Origin of the sequence: Methanococcus voltae (assembly GCF_024807655.1) — an archaeon.
Taxonomy (GTDB): Archaea; AGJL01; Methanococci; order Methanococcales; family Methanococcaceae; genus Methanococcus; species Methanococcus voltae_D.
Genome location: NZ_JANUCR010000001.1, coordinates 111,633 through 130,826, shown reverse-complemented (window position 1 = coordinate 130,826; position 19,194 = coordinate 111,633). Strand labels below are relative to the sequence as shown.

Below are 19,194 nucleotides of genomic sequence, written 5' to 3'. Positions count from 1 at the left end.
TTAATGTTAGCTAATTAACATATTATGAAGTATATATGTCATTTTCAATAACTATGTTAAGGTCTTCCATAGTATTGATGTTCAATATAGGTTCTTTTAAAACGAACAACTCTTCTTTTTGGTAGTTTTCGTTAGGGCTTACAATATTAATGCCCAATGGAACATAACCCTCAAAATCAATTGTTGGAGTTGCAGGGTAATCTTCAATACGACTCACTACGCATAAAGCTTCTATATCACTATTTTTTTTGCATATATTAGAATAATATCTAATAATTATATTAATAGTTTTCGATTTAACATTTACTAAGTCTCCGGACAATGTTAAAAACGGAGATTTGAAATATGAGATACATTCGCCTAAATCATTTACATAGTCCTTTCCTGAAGTTTCTATAATGTGAATTTTGACATTATTCACATTTTTAGAATCTGTGATGTATTTTGAATAGTTTTCCAATATATGTTTTTTTGTTTTGGGCGTATTTGGGGAAACTGCAATGTATATGTTTTCAATATCTGAATTTAATAAATTTTTTATCATATCGTCAATTATTGTAGTACCATTAATCTCCAAGAGTGGTTTTTCAATTTTTAAATTAAGTCTCGTACCTTTACCGCCAGCCATTATTAAAGAATCCATTTTTATCGCCAATATATTTTGTATTTTTAAATTTAACCGTGTTATTCGATATTATACATTGTAATATGTTTTATAACAATTTTATATATAGATTACTAATATAAAATAATAAAAAGAAAAAAGAATAACAATATAAAAAGAATAAAAATAAGAGAATAGATTTAATTATTCAATTATTTATTTAATGATAACATTTTATCGATTGCAACTTTTGCTTTTTTAATAATTTCTTCGTCCAAATTTACTTCATATTTCTCATTAATTAAGCAAGTCTCTATTTTTTCAAGAGTAATATGTTTCATAGGATTACAAATTGCATCTGCTCGTAAAGGTACAAGTTTTTTTGATTTACCCACTTTTTCAAGCTCAATATTTAATCTGGAAATCATATCGCATTCAGTTCCGATTATAAATGTATCAACTGGTGAATTTAAAACGTGTTTTACCATTCCGCCGGTACTCATAATATGGTCTGCGACATCTTGCACTTCAGGGCTACTTTCGGGGTGTATTAACAATTCAGAATTAGGATATTCAGCTTTTACTTTTTTAACATCTTCTAAGGTATACATTTTGTGTACGTAGCAGTGTCCACCTTTAGGGATGGGAATTATTGTTTTATCGCTTCTTTTTTCAACGAAATAAGCTAAATTGTTATCTGGTCCGAATAATATTGTTTTTTCATCAAATAAATTTACTACCTTATCGGCATTTGCAGATGTACAAGTAGCATCTGCCAAAGCCTTTGCAGAGGCTAATGTATTGACATATATAACCACTTTGGCATCAGGATTTTCTTTTTTAGCTTCGATAATTATTTCAGGAGGTAATTGATGAGCCATAGGACATTCAGTATCCATAATTTCGGGCAATAATACTTTTTTAGCAGGATTTAAAATTTTTGCAGTTTCTGCCATAAAATCAACACCGCAAAATACAATTATATCTGCATCTGTTTTTTCAGCAATTATGCAAAGTTCCAATGAATCACCGATAAAGTCAGCTATTTCCTGTATTTCACGAGGTTGGTAGTTGTGAGCTAAGATTATCGCATTTTTTTCTTTTTTCAAATTAATAATATTTTTTATAATTTGTTTTTTTTCGTTTATTTTCTCTTGTCCATTTTCATTGTCAAATTTGTTCATAATTACACCGATAAAATTTAATTTAATTAGCAAATTAGTAAAATTGATATATGACTTAGTCATTCAATAGATATAATCACTAATCTAAATAAAAATATTATCATTTTATTTAATTCCATTGTATAAAAAATTAATCTAAAAATAAAATACTTGTAAAAAACAAATATGATTAAAATTAAATATTAGAATTCATAATTAAATGTAAGATACTGATTTATATTCATATTTATAATTCTAATTATGGTTATAATCTAATTTCAAATATAATTTAAAGTAATATAAAGTAATATAATGTAATTTAAAGTAATATACTGTAATTTAAAAATAATAAATCATATATAAACATATTTTAAACATATTAACTGTAAAAAACTACAATTGGTGAGTTAAATGAAAATAAACGTAGGAATATTAGGTGCAACTGGAAATGTGGGTCAAAGATTTATCCAAATGTTAGAAAATCACCCTATGTTTGAATTAACTGCGTTAGGGGCTTCACAAAGAAGTGCAGGAAAAACTTACGAAGATGCTTGCTACTGGTATCAAACTGAGGCAATTCCTGAAAATATTGCTAAAAAAGTGGTAGTACCAACAGAAGCCAACCACCCAGAATTTGAGAATGTTGATATTGTATTTTCAGCACTACCTGCAAATCTTGCAAAAACTATTGAGCCAGAATTTGCAAAAGCTGGTAAATTGGTATTTTCAAATGCTTCAGCAATGAGAATGGAGGCAGACGTGCCATTAATTATTACCGAAGTTAACCACGAACATTTTAAAATGTTGGAAACTCAAAGGGATAACCGAGGATACGACGGCGGTATTATTACAAACCCTAACTGTTCAACAATTTGCTCATCAATTACCTTAAAACCGATAATGGACAAATTCGGTTTAGATTTGGTAAACATTACAACTATGCAAGCCATAAGTGGCGCAGGTTATGATGGAGTACCCGGTATGGCAATTTTAGACAATATGATTCCTTACATCGGCGGGGAAGAGGAAAAAATGCAAACCGAAAACTTAAAAATATTGGGCAACGTTGAAAACGGTCATTTTATAGACGGAAATTTCAAAATAGGCGTATCTTGCAACAGAGTGCCTGTAATTGATGGACACACAGAAAGTGTTTTCGTTAAAACAACTGAAGAAGCTGAAACTGAGGAAATTATAAAAGCTATGGATGAATTTGACCCTTTAAAAGATTTTAACTTACCAAGTTATGCAAAACCTATTGTACTTAGAAGTGAAAATGACAGACCACAGCCAAGATTAGACAGAAATACTGGTAATGGTATGTCTATTGTAGTAGGCAGGGTTAGAAAAGACCCTATATTTACAACAAAGTACACAGCTTTAGAGCACAATACTATAAGAGGAGCAGCAGGTGCAAGTGTTTTAAATGCGGAGTTATATGTTAAAAAGTATCTCTAATTTAACCTACATTTAATTTACATTTAATTTACATTTAATATAACTTCAAAATACTCATTTTTATTTTGTTATTTTTACAATTTTTTTATGACAATTATCTATTAATGTTTTCGATTAGTAAACTTTATATATTAGATTGGGTATATTAATCATTGTTAAAATATTTAAGTTAACTTAAATATATTAAGTATTATTAATTAAGTGCACTTATTAATTTTATAATTTTAAAAATGATTTATGGAATTATGAAATATGGCAGTTATTTAATTATCACATACTTGGTAGGTTAGTTAACATTTAACTATTAAATAATCAAAAGAGGTAGGTTCAAGAGGTATATTATGATATATTTCGGAAGCCCTTATAAAAGTGGCGAATCCCAAAAATTTGAGAGACTTGCAGATAAGAATGTTGGAAAATACACTATATTAAAGGTGGAAAACAATCCAGAAACTCATACATCGTGCAAGAAATTAAATGAAATGGGACTTATAACCGGTAAAATGGTAAAAGTTGTCATAAATGATAAAAAAGGTCCTTTGACAATAGTAATTGGCAATACAAAAGTTGCAATTAGCAGAAAATTGGCAAATAATATCTATGTAAATTAAACTAAAGATATCTTAATATCTATAAATTATGTTGGTGTATACATATGTATATCGGGAAAAAATATCGTATAATAAGGTTTTCTAAATAATTCAGCCACAAAAGTGTTTTAGTAAATTTCACCTAAGGTTGTTGAATCTACACATACAAAAGTCATTTGGTACAAGAAATATGATATCTTAACAGATATTCATAAAATAATATAGTCGATAATAATATACATTCATAAATATAATGGTTAGTTGTTAATTAAAAATAAATACACACATATCACATCGGTAATAGTAATAATATTTAGTATTAATAATCTGAGTAAACGAGTAATAAAAAAGTAATAAACAGGGAATATTGTGCAAATATAAAAATAATACTCAGGGATAATGTGCAAAAAAATACAAAAAAGGAATCAAATATGATTGAAAAACGAAACAATGAAGAATCATTTTTTGAAAAAATAATGGTAAAACTTTCAAAATCAGTTATAAACGCAAGTTGTGGGAGTTGCGGAAACTGTAAATTGAAAGAACAATGCCCTTCAAGAAATTCAAAAGAGGAAGATTCGGATTAAATTAATTTAATACTACTTAGTAGTTGACATTTAGCGTTATTAACATTTTAAACATTTAAAAATTCAAAATTCAAAATTCATTGTAATATTGGTAATCTACATCACAGGAAATTATATACATTTTATATACATTTGAAAAAAATAATATTTAAAAATTAAGGGTAAATAATAACAAAATAATAAATAACAAATATATACTTAATTAATATTTATTTAATATTTAATTAATACTTATTTAATAATTATTAATAATTATCACTTAATTAATATTAATACCAGTTAGAAATAATTGATAATGATATATTAATAATATTAAAATACAAATAACAAATTAATCCACGAAACACCATTATTTCATTTTATGAACTACAATAATGGTATATTTTATAAAGATATTTTATAACAATTATGATTATAATTTACACTTCAAATAATAATGGTAAAAATAAAAATAATACTAAAATAATAAAAATAGCAAGTTATTAGTGTTTATATATATGGTGATTATATGGCGAAAATAGCATTTATAGGACAGCCTAACGTTGGTAAAACCACGTTGTTTAATAGTTTAACCGGTATGAGACAAAAAGTAGGTAATTGGACCGGTGTTACTGTAGAAAAAGTAGAAGGTCATTATAGTTTTAACAACAAAGAATATTCTTTGGTTGACCTTCCGGGTATTTATTCCCTTATGTCTAATTCCATAGACCAAAAAATTGCAAGGGATTTTATTATAGAAAATAAAGATGCAATATTTGTAAACATAATCGATACTCCAAACTTAAACAGGAATTTATACCTTACATTACAGTTAATTGAGTTAGGGGTAGTTCCAATAGTCTGTTTAAATTTAATAGACGAAGCAGAAAAGTACGGAATTACAATCGATGACAAAAAATTATCTAATAAATTAGGTGGGGCTCCAGTAATTAGAACTTCTGGAAGGTTGAGCATAGGCCATAACGATTTGAAACAGGAAGTTGCAAACTATAAACCTCAAAAACCTATCGTAATAGAATATTCTGAGATTTTGGAAAATGCAGTTTTAGAAGTATGTGCTTTATTGGATAAACATAATATCCCCGAATTAAGCCAATATCCTAAACGATGGGTTTCTTTATCCATATTAGAGGGCGATGCAGAAATAATTTCTAAATTAAACGCTTCATTTATTCAAGAATTTGAACAAATTAAAAATAAGGTGGAATTTGAAATAAAGCACGATGTAGAAAGCTACGTGACAGAGCAAAGATATAGTAAATGTGATGAAATATTATCTGACGTTTATCAAGATAGCGAAGTTCACGATGATATCGATGTAATTCTTGTACACCCAATTTATGGACTCGTAATTTTTGCCGCAGTTATGTATTTATTATACACGTTTGTGTTTACAATAAATGATATAACGGCAGAATGGGCAGGAACAATAATCGAATTTGTTAGTGCGTGGATTAGTTCTATAACTCCAGCGGCATACCAGGGTATCGTGGTAGATGGTGTTGTAGGCGGTGTCGGTGCAGTTTTAGAATTCTTCCCATTAGTATTTATTATGATATTCTCCTTAGCAACATTGGAAAATACGGGTTATTTATCCAGAGTTGCCGCACTATTGCACAATATAATGTCTAAGTTCGGATTAAGTGGTAAATCATTTATCCCCTTGGTGACGGGTTTCGGTTGTACAATACCGGCAGTTGTGGGTACTCGTTATATTTCAGGGTATAAGGAAAGATTAACCACTTTATTGGTATCTCCATTTGTACCGTGCTCTGCAAGGTTTGTGATTATCGCATTTTTAGCTGCAGCATTTTTCCCAGCTAATCAGGCAATATTCTCATTATTTATACTCGCAGTATCCTTTATAGTGCTTATATTCTCCTCTTGGTTGTTGAGTAAATATGTAATCAAAGGGGAAAGTGAAGATTTTGTATTTGAACTACCTCCTTACAGGATACCAGATTGGAAAAACGTAATTAGCAGTACTTGGTCAAAATCTAAAGGATTCTTGAAAAAAGCAGGTACTTTAATTGCAGCAGGTTCCGTATTATTCTATGCTTTAACGACTTACCCTAACCCAGATGCAAGCTATGCATATATGATAGGTAATATGTTATCCCCATTGACCTCCTTAATGGGATTAGATGGTACAGCAGGTATTTCATTAATATTTGGTATAATTGCTAAAGAGTTAGTTGTTTCAACACTTGAAATATTGTATACTCAAGGTATAGAGAATGCTTTAACGCCTTTAACGGGTTTGGTGCTCACTTTAGTATCTGTACTTTACATACCGTGTTTTGCAACAATTGCTACAATATATCTCGAAACAAGAAGTGTAAAATGGACTGCATTTTCTGTATTCTATAACTTAGGTATCGCTTCACTTGTGGGTATAATCGTGTACCAAGTCGGTAAATTAATGGGTTTTTAAAATAAACCTTATTTATTAAATATTTCTTTTTAATATTCTTTTAATATTCTTTTAATATTTTTTTAATATTTTTTTAATATTATTTTTTATCTTAACTTATTTATTTTTATTCTACTACATCATCATTTTATCAATTTTATTTTAAATTATATTGATATTTATACTTTAAATTTTATAATTTAATTTATGAAGTAATAAAAATAATAAAAATAATAAAAATAATGTACAAATACATAATTAAATAGAAAGAGGGGAAATATGCAATATATTGGCTTAAAAACAGTGGATTATGAAGACCCATTGGTAATTGTAGGATTTCCGAGTGTAGGGCTCGTAGGAAGTATTTCGTCATATCACATTATAAAAAATCTTAATTTGGAGTATATCGGATATTTTGAAGACCCACTTTTTCCTTTAGCAATGATTGTGGAGGATAGTGTGGCTTACCCACCTGTTCGGGTTTATGGTAGAAAAGATTTAATTGTTTTCTTTTCAGACGTTTTAATACCAAATGAATTAATTTATCCATTTGTAGACGTTACAGTAGATAGATTAAAAAGTATAAAACCGAAAATGGTCGTAACTTTAGAAGGATTTGCTTCTATGCGACCTGAAAATGTTTATTGGGTTTCTACTTCTGAAACCATAGTTAACAAATTGATGAAATTCCAAAATCACAACTCAAAAGATGACAATACCATTGATGAAGAAACTAAGGATAAAGATAATAAAGATAATAAGGATAATAAAGATAATAAAGATAATAAGGATAATAAAGATAATAATCACAAAAATGAAACAATTCAGAATATAGATTTTGCAGATTTGCCTGAAGAAACCAGTCTGGAAGAATTGGAACTTATGACTTTAGATATGAATCAAAATACAAATTATAGTAATTTACAGGAAGAAGTAAATGCTAAAATAGAAACAGGAATGAATAAGTTAAGGTTGGGAATGGTGGGAGGCATTTCAGCACATATGATGTTAAAATGTAATTATCAAAATATTCCTGCAGCTTGCTTAATGGTCGAAACAGTAGGATTACGACCTGACCCAAAAGCTGCTTCGATAATAATCGGTGTTTTGAATAAAGAATATGATATAAACGCCAATATTGACGAATTAATAGAAGAAGCTGAAAAAATACAAAGTAAATTGAACAATCTTGCTAAAGAACATGCAAAAATGATGACAAAATCGGAAAATCCTATGTATATGTAAGAAATGAACAAATAACCACTTAAATCAAAAATAAACTTAAAAAATAAACTTAAAAATTAATAATTAATAATTAATAATTAATAACTAATAAGTAATAACTAATAATTATTAATTAGCATAATCAAATAATTTATTACTATTTGAATGGGGGTTATTATGAAAACACTTGCGATAACTGGTATTTCGAAAGGTGGACTTTCAGAATTGCTGAAAAATCAAGTTAGAACCTTTGTATTGAAAAATGTAGCCAATTATTCGGTTTTAACAAATTCCGAAATTGGCGATGTATTATTTATTACAAGCATCCATAAAAGCGATTTAACTGTAGGGACTGAAGGAGTAATTGCTAAATTAATTAGTATGGATATATGTAATAATATTAATTATGAAGAAAAAGCTGATGAAAATGAAACTGTGGTTATAAATGCTCAGTTTGAGTTTTTGGGATATGCAGTTTGTTTAGACGTGGCCGAAAGCGAGGAATATCCAATTATACAACCTAAAACATTGTTTATACGAATTAAATCAATTTATGGATAAATTTAATTTATAAATAAAATTATATCCATAATAATACTAATAATAATAATAATAATAATAATAGTAATAATAATAGTAATAATTATTTTTCCTCATTTTTTATAATTATATCGTACAATTCTTTTGCATAATTTTTTTCAAAATCTTCAGAATGCAAAATTAAGCGTTCAAAAGCTCTTGTAATTCCAACATATAGTAATTTCCTGTTTAAAATGTCTTGAACTTTGTTATTTGACTTATTGATTTCGGATAAATTGGTAATTAAACATATTGGAGATTCTAAACCTTTTGAGGAGTGTAATGTTAAGATACGCACATAACCAAATTCTAAATTCTTTGAAAAACTACATTTCTTTTTTAAATCAGAATCTAAGTTATTATATAGTTTTTCGCACTGTTTATTATCATTACATAATATCATTATTTCTTCGGGTTTGTATTCTTCCAATAATTTTTTTAGTCTATCGTTTAATACATCGTATTTACCTTTTAAAAGTTCAATATTGCCATCTAATATACTGAATGTATTTGTACCATTATAAAAATCATAAATTTGATTTTTAAGCTCTTCATTACTCATTAAAAAATCTATACCTAAGTTTAAATGTTTTTTACCCGTACGGTAGGTAGATTTTAATAATTTACTCCGTCCTCGCATATCTATGCCTAAACTTTTCCAGCTTTGACCGTTTAATCGATATATACTTTGTAATCTATCGCCTGCCAAGAATAGATTAATTCCTTCGGTAGTTTTACCAGTATAATCTTCATAAGGATATTTTTTACACGAATTAACGCATATTTTAATCCATTCATTCATAAAATCTTGATATTCATCTATTAATATTGCATCATACAATTTTAAAGGTTTATTTTCACTAATATGTTGTTCTAATAAATTTAAAACTTTATTCGGTAATTCATAATTCCAGAATTGTTTTGATTCAGTATTAAATTTTACTTTAAAGTCATCTTTTTTATCCTTAGTATCCTTAGTATCCTTATTGTATTCATTTTCTATATTATTGTCGTAGGTGGGGTTATAATTAGAATTATAAGTGAAATATAACTCTTTTGCAAATTTATGGAATGTAGAAACTTCTATATTATTTAAAATATCTTCATTACCTATTTTAGTACATACAGTACGTAAATTATTTTTAAATTCTTCTGAAAGTGTTTTATTATACGTTAAAACCCTAATTTTCCAATCGGGATTATTTTTAGCTAAAAATATGGCTCTTGATAATAATATCACGGTTTTACCGCTTCCAGGCACCCCCGTAATCATAAAATGACCCGAAGGTATTTTTTTACTTATTTTTTCCTGTTCAACATCTAAAACCTTTATTAATTCATTATAATCCTTTTCGTAAGATATAATATCGTCAATAGCATCTTTACTACTTATTTTATTTATTATTTTGAATAATTTTATTAAACTATTAATTTTTTTTGATTTAGTTCCTTCATCATCTTTTCTTTTCTTATTTTCATTTTGAACAGATTTTTTATTGCTTAAATCCTTATTTTTAGAGTATTTATCCCTTATTTTTTGTTTTGTGCCATATATTGATATTTCTGGACATATTAAAGACCTAAGTCTGTTAAATTCAATATTAGATATTTTCACGTCATTATGATTGTCAAATATTTTATCAATAGTCAATGTGGTTAAGTTATCTGCAGTAATGTATTTTGAGGGGGGCTGATTTAAAACTTTATTCATTTGAAAATCGGCAATTTCTTTTGATTTAATCTTGCTAAAAACAGTATATGAATATATTTTTGGCAAAATTCCATTTTTATCTTTAAATGCTTTAAATACTTCGTCATTATTGATTATGTCTTTCATTTTATTGAAATAACTATTTGAAATTACTATCGGATTTTTAAAAGTTTTATCATCGATAGTTTGAACTTGATGTGAGTTAATTTTCTTAATATATCCTATTTTCCAGTCTTTCACTTCAAAAATACAAATACCTTTGAAACTATCTATTAATATAAAATCAGGCTTTGTTCCTTTAACATTTTGCTGTACATACAATACACAATTTCTATTGCCATCGAAATTATCCGTTTTATCCTCATTTTCATAATTTTCGTAAATTTCTTTCATTTTATTTAATAATCTTGTTTCTCCTTTCGTAAGTTTGTAAAAATTATCTGGTATTACCTCAATTCCCATTTTAAAACCCGATTTCACTTTTAATTTGTCCATAATTATTTTTAATAATAATAATAATAATAATAATAATATGCCAAAAAGTTTTTTTATATATTATTACTTTGGTATAAAAATAGTGTGTAATTAATATATAAATTGTATGATTATCGTTGTAATTTTAAATTATAACTTATAAACTACATATTATAATTTAAATAAAATATGTGTAAGAAATAAAAGTAAAAAAATATAAGAATAAAAAAATAAAAGTAAAAGTAAGAATAAAAGATATAAAAAATAAGATTATAACAAAGATAGACCAATCTCGTCTTAAAATGAAATTATTTTATGAAATGTATTTATGAATATTTATAGTTTTGAATTTATTAATCTTAATATTTCGTCTTCAGTATATCTATGTAATTCCTTTAATTTGTCTAAATCTTCGCCAGTTTCGTGCTTTATTAACGTTTCAATCATTTTTAAATGCTCTTTTAATTCATTAAGGTCATCATTTTCCGAACTTTTGTTAATCATTTCTTTAATTTCATCAATACATGGCTGGATATTTGTCATAATTTCCCCTCCTACCTATCCATGTATATAATTATATTAATTTTGATTTTTATGTATTATGGTAATAAAATATAATTATAATATAATTGGGATATAATTAAAAATAACTTAAAGTATATTCAATAAAAATAGAATTAGATTATGGATATATTATAGTTATGTTGTAAATAGTAAAATAAAATAATAAAATAGATAATAATAAATAATTTAACCGATATATCTGCTTAAACTTTAAAATCTTTTCTTAAATTGTCAATATCTCGTTTAATGTAGACGTGCATTGAAACGCTGTGATGAGTATACTTTTTTAAAGGAATATTCAATTTTTCAGCAACAGTTTGACCAAGTGCAATTAATCCAAGTGCATTAGCGTGGAAAGCTAAATATGCGTCGTTGCTCCTAAATAAAACAGTCATATATAATTCATCGTTTCTTACTAAAAATTCAATAAACTGTAAGCAAGGAACATCTTTAACTTGCGTATCTATGTAAGGATTCCACGTAATAGCGATTGCTCTTCTTGAACTGTGATTTTCTGAAAGCTTACCTACAATATAGTCGATTTGGTCAAATTTCTCTGTTTTATCTTGATTTGGGTATTCAAAAATACGCTCGTGGTAATCGTATACAAATTCAGTATTACAACCGTTTACAAGCTGATTAGTGTATGATTTAATCGCATTTTCACCGAGCGGGTATTTTGAAGAAACATCTCCATTTGAAGGGTCAGTAATTTCAATAACTGTATTCATAATTTCTTTACATTTTTGCCCATCTTCCGTAGTCATATCAATACCTTCACTTAATATCTTAGGTATTAATTCTTCGAAAGCATTTTTAACAGACTTCTTTTTTAAAATTAACAATATTACACCCTTTGAATTTTAGAACTTTTTAGAACATTTAAAACCTTATTTTTTAAAATATTATTACTAATTTATTATTTAAGTTCAATTTTATATATAAATCATTTTATTTTTATTTTAATTATTTTCAAGTTTACTATTTTTGTAAATTGCAGGGTAATGTAATATGGGTTATGTTTAAAAAATACACATAAACTATAACATATCGCAATTGGCAAATATGATTTAATTAAATAGATTATTTAATAAAATTATATGATATTAATAGTAATAATAATAGTAATAATAGTAATAATAGTAATAATAATAATAATAATAATAATACTCTATTATTCGGTGGAATTATGACTTTATTTTTAAAATCTAACTTTTTATATGGTGAAGAATTTGAATTAAAAGAAGGTACTCTCGTAATTGAAAATGGCATCATATCGGATTTTTTAGAAGGTTCAAACATAAAACCTGAATCTAACGAAATAAGCGTTAATGAACAAACTAACAACAAAGACGTATTTTTAAAATATAATGGCTTGGTAATACCTTCTTTTAATAATTTACATACCCACATAGGCGATTCAGCAATTAAAGACGTCGGCATAAATAAATCCTTGGACGAATTAGTGAAACCCCCTCACGGTTTGAAACATAGGTTTTTAAATAACTGTAGTGATAAAGATATAGTCAATGGTATGATATCGGGTATGTATGAATTATATGAAAATGGAACGCATATTTTCTGCGATTATCGGGAAAATGGTTTAAAAGGCATAAATCTTTTAAACAGTGCTTTAAAATTGTTTAACGCATCATTAAAAGATAATTATAATTCAATAAATAAATCTAATTCAAAAAATTTATTAAAACCTTATATTTTAGGACGACCTACTGTAAGATTGGAAAATGAAAATAAAAATAAAAATTCTCAAGAAAATTGTTTAAATAAAAATGATTTTAATGAGTCTGAATTAAAAAAGGAAATTTTTCAAATCTTAGATTTTTCACAAGGAATAGGTTTAAGCGGTTTAAATGAATATGAAGACTGTGAACTCAAATTCATAAGAAATGTGATTGATGAGTACAACAAAACCATTAGGGATGGTAAAAAAGTATTTTCAGTACACGCTGGTGAACATGAGGGTTCGGTTCAATATTCACGTAAAAATTATGGTTTATCTGAAATAGAACGGTTAATAAGTTTAGAATTAAAGCCTGATTTTATAATTCATGCAGTTCACGTATCAAACCAGGAAATAAAACAATTAAAAGAAAATAATATACCATTAGTGATTTGTCCAAGAGCAAACGCTTCATTCAATGTAGGATTGCCTAAAATAAGAGAATTGCACAAAGAAGGTATTCTAATGGCAATAGGTACGGATAATTTTATGGCTAATTCTCCGTCCATATTTAAGGAAATGGATTTTATATATAAATTATACCATTTGGAACCTTTAGAAATTTTAAAAATGGCAACAATAAATGGCAATAAAATATTAGGAAATTCAAATAAGGAATATGATAATTTGGGATTAATAAAAGAAGGATTTAAGCCTAATTTTAATTTTATTAATTATAACTTTGAAAATTCTAAAAATATAATTGCTACATTGATTACAAGATGCGAAAGTAAGAATATTGATACAAAATTTAAACATATGTTTGAAAATTTTATTAGTTTATAGTATACAGATTTTAGTATACAGATTTTAGTATACAGATTTTAGTATGCAGATTTATAACATATACGTAGAAAATAGAATATAGTTTAAATCATCTCTTGGACAATCGCAATGAGGTGAAAATATGATAGTCGGTAGATTTCACGGCGGTTGTCATCAAATCGGAAAATCTTGTGTAGAGATAGAAACAAAAAAGTCCAGAATTTTAGTAGATTGTGGAATGGACCCTTCAAATAACGCCATACCTGACGTAGATGCGAGTAAAATAGATGCAGTTGTAGTGTCTCACGCACACCTTGACCACTGTGGTGCAGTACCTCATTTTGATTTCAAAAATATTTACTGCAATGCACCTACAGCTGATTTAATGTATAATGTATGGAAAGATACAGTAAACTTGTCAAAATCGTACAAAGAAGAAGATATCCAAAGGTCTATGAAAAATATCAACATTTTGGGATACAGAGAACCTAAAAAGATAACTTCAGACATATCTATGAAGTTTTACGATGCAGGGCACATATTGGGTAGTTCCTCAGTTTATTTGGATATCGATGGTAAAAAGTTATTGTATACTGGAGATATTAACGAAATAGAAACAAGAACTTTAAACCCTGCCGATACAGATATTGACGAAATAGATACAATAATAATTGAATCAACTTACGGCTCACCGTTAGATGTTAAACCATCAAGGAAAGTATTGGAAAAACAATTAATTGACGAGATTTCAGAAACTATCGAAGAAAACGGTAAGGTAATAATACCTGTTTTCGCAGTAGGTAGGGCTCAGGAGATAATTGTAATAATAAACAACTATATAAGAAGTGGTTTATTGAAAAAAGTGCCAGTGTACGTTTGCGGTTCATTAACCCACACAACAGGTATGTATATGAGTTATTCTGAATGGTTAAATCCTAAAATTAATAATTTAATGAATAATGGTACAAATCCATTTGGAAACCTTTTAAAAGCTGATGATAACATATTTAACAACAATGAACCTTGCATAATCATTTCAACATCCGGAATGGTTCAAGGCGGTCCCGTATTACAATATTTATCATTATTGAAAAACCCAAAAAATAAGTTAATTTTGACCGGTTATCAAGGTGAAGGTACTATCGGACGTAGTTTAGAAGAAGGGGCAACTGAGATTACTCCATTCAAAAAACCTATTCAAATTAAGGGTAAAATTACTAAAATAGAGTTTTCAGCACACGGGGATTATAATTCGCTTGTAAGATATCTTAAAAAGATACCAGAACCTAAAAAAGCCATCGTTATGCACGGTGAAAGATATCAAGCCCTTTCACTCGCAATGACAATATGGAAAATGTTCAAAATCCCTGCAATAGCCCCTACAATTGGTAGTACACTACCATTATTCTAAATATATTTTTACTATATTTTTACTATATTTTTAATACATTTCTTACATATTTTAAACTTTTATTTTTTAAACTTTTTTATGTAAATTTTATTTATATTTTTATATCAAACTTTAAGTAATATACTTGTGATTATATGACTATGGAAAATTTAGGACTAATTTATAAAACAGTTGAAAAATTTGCAAAAATAGAAAATGTTTATAAAAATTCCCTATTTATCGGATATGTTAAGCCCGTTGATACGGAAAATGAAGCCAAAGAGTTTGTAAAATATATTAAAGAACTACATAAAGATGCTACGCACAATGTATCTGCCTATTATGTAAAAGAACATAACAATAACAATTATTTGGCTATGAAATATGATGACGATGGTGAACCATCAGGAAGTTCTGGAAAACCTATTTTTAAAGTTTTAGAGCTTAAAAATGTGCAAAATGTTGTTATAGTAATTACTCGTTATTTTGGAGGCGTTAAATTAGGCTATGGGGGTCTTGTTAAGGCTTATGGCGAAACTGCAAACGATGCAATTGAAGAAGCGGGAATTATTGGAATATATGATACTTTAAAATTTAAATTGGAATTTGGATATGGCGAAATAAACAACGTTAAAAAAGCTATTGAAGATACAAATACCAATGAAACTAACAATAATAATACCAACAATAATAATAATAATAATAATAATAAAAATGTTGTAAAAATTTATTCTGAAGAATATTCTGAAGATATTACCTACAATATAGATATTGTCAAAGGTTATGATGATATATTTATTAAAAATGTTGTAAACTATACTAAGAACAATTTAAAGATACATAAATTAAATAAAAGAGCTTGTTTTAATAAGCTAATCAACAAATAAAAAAAGTTTAAAAAATAAAAGTTAAAAATATATTAGAAATATTCAAAAAATAATCTTAATTATTGCTTATTAAATACTATTTTTTAGTTATTTAGAATGTTCTTCACTTTTACGAACGGTAAAATAAAAATACTCTTTTCCACACTCTTCAATAGCCCCTAAATCCAATTTAGTCTTTTCATCTTCCATAAAGGACATCACTTTTTCGAGATTTGTGATGGTAGTTCTTAACCATACAAAAGTACCGGAAGGTTCTCGTAAAGCTAACCTGCAAATGTCAACGTCTATCTCAACCTCTGAAAAATATTCTAAATTCAAATATCGTACAATATTTCCCTTAGTCGTATCTTCAAATCTTATTATTTTCATAGTTTCACGTGCCAACAAGATTAATACCATATTTATGATTTTATTCAGTTATTATATTTTATATCATTTTTACTATATACAATTATTGATTTATCGACAAGAAAACAGGAAAAATAAAATAAAAATAAAATAAAAATAAAATAAAAATATAATAAAATATAATAAAATATAATAAAATATAATAAAATAAAAATAATGGAATAAGACCTTATTTAATCAATTTTTTACCCAAATGATATGCTTTTTCAAGGGCATAAACGTGCTTTTCAGCAGGATTCTGTTCATTTAGTCCCCCCACTATCAGGGTATCAATTACATTAAGCCCCAAAAAGTCTAAAACTTCATTATTATGGGATATATAATTAATAAATGCGTTTTTATCAGGATTTGCTTGTGTATATACCGTAATTGTTGCGATATCTGACAACCTGGTTTTAAAATCATTTGAAATTACAGGATATAATCTATCGATAAAGCATTTAGCTTGTCCAGTTATTTGCCACATAAATATCGGAGTTCCAAATATTAAATAATCTGCTTCTTTTAATTCTTCCAATATTTCGGACATATCATCGTCTAAACTACACGCAAAAGTTTCCCTACAATCCATACATTCATTACAGCCCTCAAAATTAATTTCTTCCAAATTATATTCGTGAAAACATACATCCGAATTTAAACTTTCTGAAATTCCTTTCATCATCTGATTAAGTATTTTTGCAGTATTTCCATTTTTTAAAGGACTACCATTTATTACAAGTATTTTTTTCACAAAATCACCCAGTTAACTGTTTTATGTTATAATTGAGTATTTAATGGTAATCTTATGTTTATCAGTAGTTGTATTTCAATTGAAAACAAGTATTTAAAAATTTAAAAATTTAAATTATTTACAATATTATTTATCTATTTGAAAATTTATATAATTATAGATATAAATTCAATAATGATATTAGAACTAATATTTGGAATATAAAATATAAAATAAAAATAGTATATATTAAATTAATTAGTGGTACTATTAATGTACTCGTCTATTTTTTCCCCTAATGTTTTAAATGTCCATTTCATAATAGATTCATCTCTTTCAAGGAGTGTAAACCTTAATCCATTATGTTTTGAGCAGAATGACGTTAAAGGAACCATACAAATTCCTGAAGCACCTAATAGGTTATATACAAATCTTTTATCTTTCTCAACTAAAGAATGATGTCCGCATTGTTCTAAAACACCCATTATATATACTTCCAGCTCTTTATCCATTTTTAAATGCTGATTATTATTTAAAACTCCATCATCAAATGTCAAAGCACCGTAAAATGCCCCATTTGTAAGATTCAACGAAACACCTTCAATTTTATTGAGTGTTTTGTATGCGTAATTTGAAGCTTTTTCATAATATTTTTTACGTTCATCCAATGACTTTTCAAACCTTTTATCACCCATTACTTTTGGAATAATGGTTTGAGGTAATGTAGTTGAACAAACTTCAATCATTTTAAATTTACCAATATTTTCAACGTATTTTTTGAATACAGGGTCTTTTTCTTTGTTATAAAATTCTGTCCAACCACATCGAGAGCCAGGCCAAGGTAAATCCTTAGAAATACCTTTCATAGATATCCCGCAAACATCGTCAATTACTTCCGAAAGACTCACGTGCTTTTTACCATTATAGACCAAATTTTGATAAATTTCATCGCAAAGTATAAACACGTCGTATTCGTTAGCAATATCTACAATATCATTTAATAATTTCTTAGAATACACTGCACCAGTAGGATTGCCCGGATTTATTAACAATATTCCACTAACAGATGGATTATATTTAACTTTGTTTTCCAAATCATCTAAATCAGGATACCATAGATTATTTTTATCTAATTCATACATAACAGGCGAACTATTCGAGTATAACCCCTCTGCAGACGAGTGTGTCGAATATGCAGGCGTAGGGCCAATTACTCTACACTCTTTTTTCATTAAACCGTAAATATTTGTAATAGCATCCCCTAATCCGTTGAAAAATATCATATCATTTGATGTGATTTGAGCACCATTTTTACTATTGTTTAATTCTGCCAAAAATTCACGGGTTTCTAATAATCCCTGAGTCGGGCAGTAGCCATATGTTTTATTTTCCAAAGCACTTTCTGAAACTATTTCTTTAATCCATTCGGGCATTTGTTCCCCTTTAGCAATGGGGTCACCTATATTTTCCCAAATTATGTTTTTACCTAATTCTCGGGCTTTTTCCGCTACTGCAACAATTCCTCTAATTTCGTATGATAATTCTTCAGTTCCCTTGTTTACAATGTTGTTTCTCATAATTTCACCCAATATGCAACCCGATTTATTTTATTGATAATTAATAGTGTTTAAATCTGAATTACAGTAGCTTATTTTCTTTAATATATATTTTGTTGTTATTTCATTGTTTAATATGTGATATGATATAAACATATAACTGGTTGATATTCGTATATTATCCAGTATGTATTATGTGTCTTTTAAATTTGATATAATTGTGATAACATTTAAAAAATAAATATTTATATTTATATTTAATATTTAATTTTGTTATTAGTATTTTAAATTAATTAGTAGTTTTTTAAGTTTTATTTAAATTATAAGCTTTGTCAAATCTGTTTTAGTTATGTAGTTTTCAATTGATT

Annotated in this window: 17 protein-coding genes; 9 read left to right on the top strand and 8 right to left on the bottom strand. The window is 27.1% G+C overall.

What is annotated here, in order from left to right; translation table 11 throughout:
- Window positions 1-22: 22 nt before the first annotated feature.
- Window positions 23-643, bottom strand: a complete 621-nt coding sequence (cobY, locus tag J3E06_RS00545; protein ID WP_048187157.1) for an adenosylcobinamide-phosphate guanylyltransferase — start codon at window positions 641-643, stop codon at window positions 23-25.
- 173 nt (window positions 644-816) lie between these two features.
- On the bottom strand, window positions 817-1,788 hold the full coding sequence (gene nadA / locus J3E06_RS00540) for a quinolinate synthase NadA (protein ID WP_013180364.1): 972 nt from the start codon (window positions 1,786-1,788) through the stop codon (window positions 817-819).
- Between the two features lie 390 nt (window positions 1,789-2,178).
- Here nadA and asd point away from each other — a divergent pair, with 390 nt between their 5' ends.
- From asd to J3E06_RS00510, 6 genes are all read left to right on the top strand, one after another.
- Complete coding sequence (asd, locus tag J3E06_RS00535; RefSeq protein WP_013180363.1) at window positions 2,179-3,225, top strand: aspartate-semialdehyde dehydrogenase; 1,047 nt, start codon at window positions 2,179-2,181, stop codon at window positions 3,223-3,225.
- 341 nt (window positions 3,226-3,566) lie between these two features.
- A complete protein-coding gene (locus J3E06_RS00530; RefSeq protein WP_013180362.1) occupies window positions 3,567-3,836 on the top strand; it encodes a FeoA family protein in 270 nt (89 codons plus the stop codon).
- A gap of 380 nt (window positions 3,837-4,216) precedes the next feature.
- A complete protein-coding gene (locus J3E06_RS00525; RefSeq protein ID WP_013180361.1) occupies window positions 4,217-4,402 on the top strand; it encodes a hypothetical protein in 186 nt (61 codons plus the stop codon).
- Between the two features lie 508 nt (window positions 4,403-4,910).
- The gene (gene feoB, locus J3E06_RS00520; protein ID WP_013180360.1) at window positions 4,911-6,836 is read left to right on the top strand and encodes a ferrous iron transport protein B; all 1,926 of its coding nucleotides are present in this window, start codon (window positions 4,911-4,913) and stop codon (window positions 6,834-6,836) included.
- A gap of 258 nt (window positions 6,837-7,094) precedes the next feature.
- Window positions 7,095-8,060, top strand: a complete 966-nt coding sequence (locus J3E06_RS00515) for a proteasome assembly chaperone family protein (protein WP_013180359.1) — start codon at window positions 7,095-7,097, stop codon at window positions 8,058-8,060.
- 156 nt (window positions 8,061-8,216) lie between these two features.
- Entirely contained in the window at window positions 8,217-8,600 is a 384-nt protein-coding gene (locus J3E06_RS00510) for a DUF473 domain-containing protein (RefSeq protein ID WP_013180358.1), read from the top strand.
- Between the two features lie 82 nt (window positions 8,601-8,682).
- Here J3E06_RS00510 and J3E06_RS00505 read toward each other — a convergent pair whose 3' ends face one another.
- From J3E06_RS00505 to J3E06_RS00495, 3 genes are all read right to left on the bottom strand, one after another.
- Window positions 8,683-10,791: a UvrD-helicase domain-containing protein gene (locus tag J3E06_RS00505; protein WP_048187155.1), complete on the bottom strand. Its 2,109-nt coding sequence runs from the start codon at window positions 10,789-10,791 to the stop codon at window positions 8,683-8,685.
- Between the two features lie 348 nt (window positions 10,792-11,139).
- Window positions 11,140-11,346, bottom strand: a complete 207-nt coding sequence (locus J3E06_RS00500) for a hypothetical protein (RefSeq protein ID WP_013180356.1) — start codon at window positions 11,344-11,346, stop codon at window positions 11,140-11,142.
- A 224-nt stretch (window positions 11,347-11,570) separates the two neighbouring features.
- Window positions 11,571-12,212 carry a thymidylate synthase gene (locus J3E06_RS00495; RefSeq protein WP_013180355.1) on the bottom strand — a complete coding sequence of 214 codons (642 nt, stop codon included), beginning with the start codon at window positions 12,210-12,212 and terminating at the stop codon, window positions 11,571-11,573.
- A 344-nt stretch (window positions 12,213-12,556) separates the two neighbouring features.
- Here J3E06_RS00495 and J3E06_RS00490 point away from each other — a divergent pair, with 344 nt between their 5' ends.
- The 3 genes from J3E06_RS00490 (at window position 12,557) to J3E06_RS00480 (ending at window position 16,150) form a co-directional block, all read left to right on the top strand.
- Window positions 12,557-13,894, top strand: coding sequence for an amidohydrolase family protein (locus J3E06_RS00490; RefSeq protein WP_013180354.1), 1,338 nt, complete (start codon window positions 12,557-12,559; stop codon window positions 13,892-13,894).
- A gap of 121 nt (window positions 13,895-14,015) precedes the next feature.
- Window positions 14,016-15,284 (top strand): MBL fold metallo-hydrolase, encoded by a 1,269-nt coding sequence (locus tag J3E06_RS00485; RefSeq protein ID WP_013180353.1) that lies wholly within the window; start codon window positions 14,016-14,018, stop codon window positions 15,282-15,284.
- 134 nt (window positions 15,285-15,418) lie between these two features.
- The gene (locus J3E06_RS00480; RefSeq protein ID WP_013180352.1) at window positions 15,419-16,150 is read left to right on the top strand and encodes an IMPACT family protein; all 732 of its coding nucleotides are present in this window, start codon (window positions 15,419-15,421) and stop codon (window positions 16,148-16,150) included.
- A gap of 87 nt (window positions 16,151-16,237) precedes the next feature.
- On the opposite strand, the gene J3E06_RS00475 is transcribed toward J3E06_RS00480, so the two are convergent.
- The 3 genes from J3E06_RS00475 to J3E06_RS00465 all read right to left on the bottom strand — a co-directional run bounded on the left by J3E06_RS00475 (window position 16,238) and on the right by J3E06_RS00465 (window position 18,847).
- Window positions 16,238-16,519 carry a hypothetical protein gene (locus J3E06_RS00475; RefSeq protein ID WP_048187153.1) on the bottom strand — a complete coding sequence of 94 codons (282 nt, stop codon included), beginning with the start codon at window positions 16,517-16,519 and terminating at the stop codon, window positions 16,238-16,240.
- A 208-nt stretch (window positions 16,520-16,727) separates the two neighbouring features.
- Window positions 16,728-17,291 (bottom strand): flavodoxin family protein, encoded by a 564-nt coding sequence (locus J3E06_RS00470; RefSeq protein ID WP_013180350.1) that lies wholly within the window; start codon window positions 17,289-17,291, stop codon window positions 16,728-16,730.
- A 233-nt stretch (window positions 17,292-17,524) separates the two neighbouring features.
- Window positions 17,525-18,847 carry a pyridoxal phosphate-dependent aminotransferase gene (locus J3E06_RS00465; RefSeq protein WP_013180349.1) on the bottom strand — a complete coding sequence of 441 codons (1,323 nt, stop codon included), beginning with the start codon at window positions 18,845-18,847 and terminating at the stop codon, window positions 17,525-17,527.
- Window positions 18,848-19,194: the final 347 nt, after the last annotated feature.

What these genes read in the sequence shown, in the direction of transcription:
- nadA (WP_013180364.1), bottom strand. Translation starts at nt 1,788, where the DNA reads ATGAACAAATTTGACAATGAAAATGGACAAGAGAAAATAAACGAAAAA.
- J3E06_RS00485 (WP_013180353.1), top strand. Translation starts at nt 14,016, where the DNA reads ATGATAGTCGGTAGATTTCACGGCGGTTGTCATCAAATCGGAAAATCT.
- J3E06_RS00490 (WP_013180354.1), top strand. Translation starts at nt 12,557, where the DNA reads ATGACTTTATTTTTAAAATCTAACTTTTTATATGGTGAAGAATTTGAA.
- J3E06_RS00465 (WP_013180349.1), bottom strand. Translation starts at nt 18,847, where the DNA reads ATGAGAAACAACATTGTAAACAAGGGAACTGAAGAATTATCATACGAA.
- J3E06_RS00510 (WP_013180358.1), top strand. Translation starts at nt 8,217, where the DNA reads ATGAAAACACTTGCGATAACTGGTATTTCGAAAGGTGGACTTTCAGAA.
- J3E06_RS00505 (WP_048187155.1), bottom strand. Translation starts at nt 10,791, where the DNA reads ATGGGAATTGAGGTAATACCAGATAATTTTTACAAACTTACGAAAGGA.
- J3E06_RS00500 (WP_013180356.1), bottom strand. Translation starts at nt 11,346, where the DNA reads ATGACAAATATCCAGCCATGTATTGATGAAATTAAAGAAATGATTAAC.
- cobY (WP_048187157.1), bottom strand. Translation starts at nt 643, where the DNA reads ATGGATTCTTTAATAATGGCTGGCGGTAAAGGTACGAGACTTAATTTA.
- J3E06_RS00480 (WP_013180352.1), top strand. Translation starts at nt 15,419, where the DNA reads ATGACTATGGAAAATTTAGGACTAATTTATAAAACAGTTGAAAAATTT.
- J3E06_RS00475 (WP_048187153.1), bottom strand. Translation starts at nt 16,519, where the DNA reads ATGAAAATAATAAGATTTGAAGATACGACTAAGGGAAATATTGTACGA.
- asd (WP_013180363.1), top strand. Translation starts at nt 2,179, where the DNA reads ATGAAAATAAACGTAGGAATATTAGGTGCAACTGGAAATGTGGGTCAA.
- J3E06_RS00530 (WP_013180362.1), top strand. Translation starts at nt 3,567, where the DNA reads ATGATATATTTCGGAAGCCCTTATAAAAGTGGCGAATCCCAAAAATTT.
- feoB (WP_013180360.1), top strand. Translation starts at nt 4,911, where the DNA reads ATGGCGAAAATAGCATTTATAGGACAGCCTAACGTTGGTAAAACCACG.
- J3E06_RS00515 (WP_013180359.1), top strand. Translation starts at nt 7,095, where the DNA reads ATGCAATATATTGGCTTAAAAACAGTGGATTATGAAGACCCATTGGTA.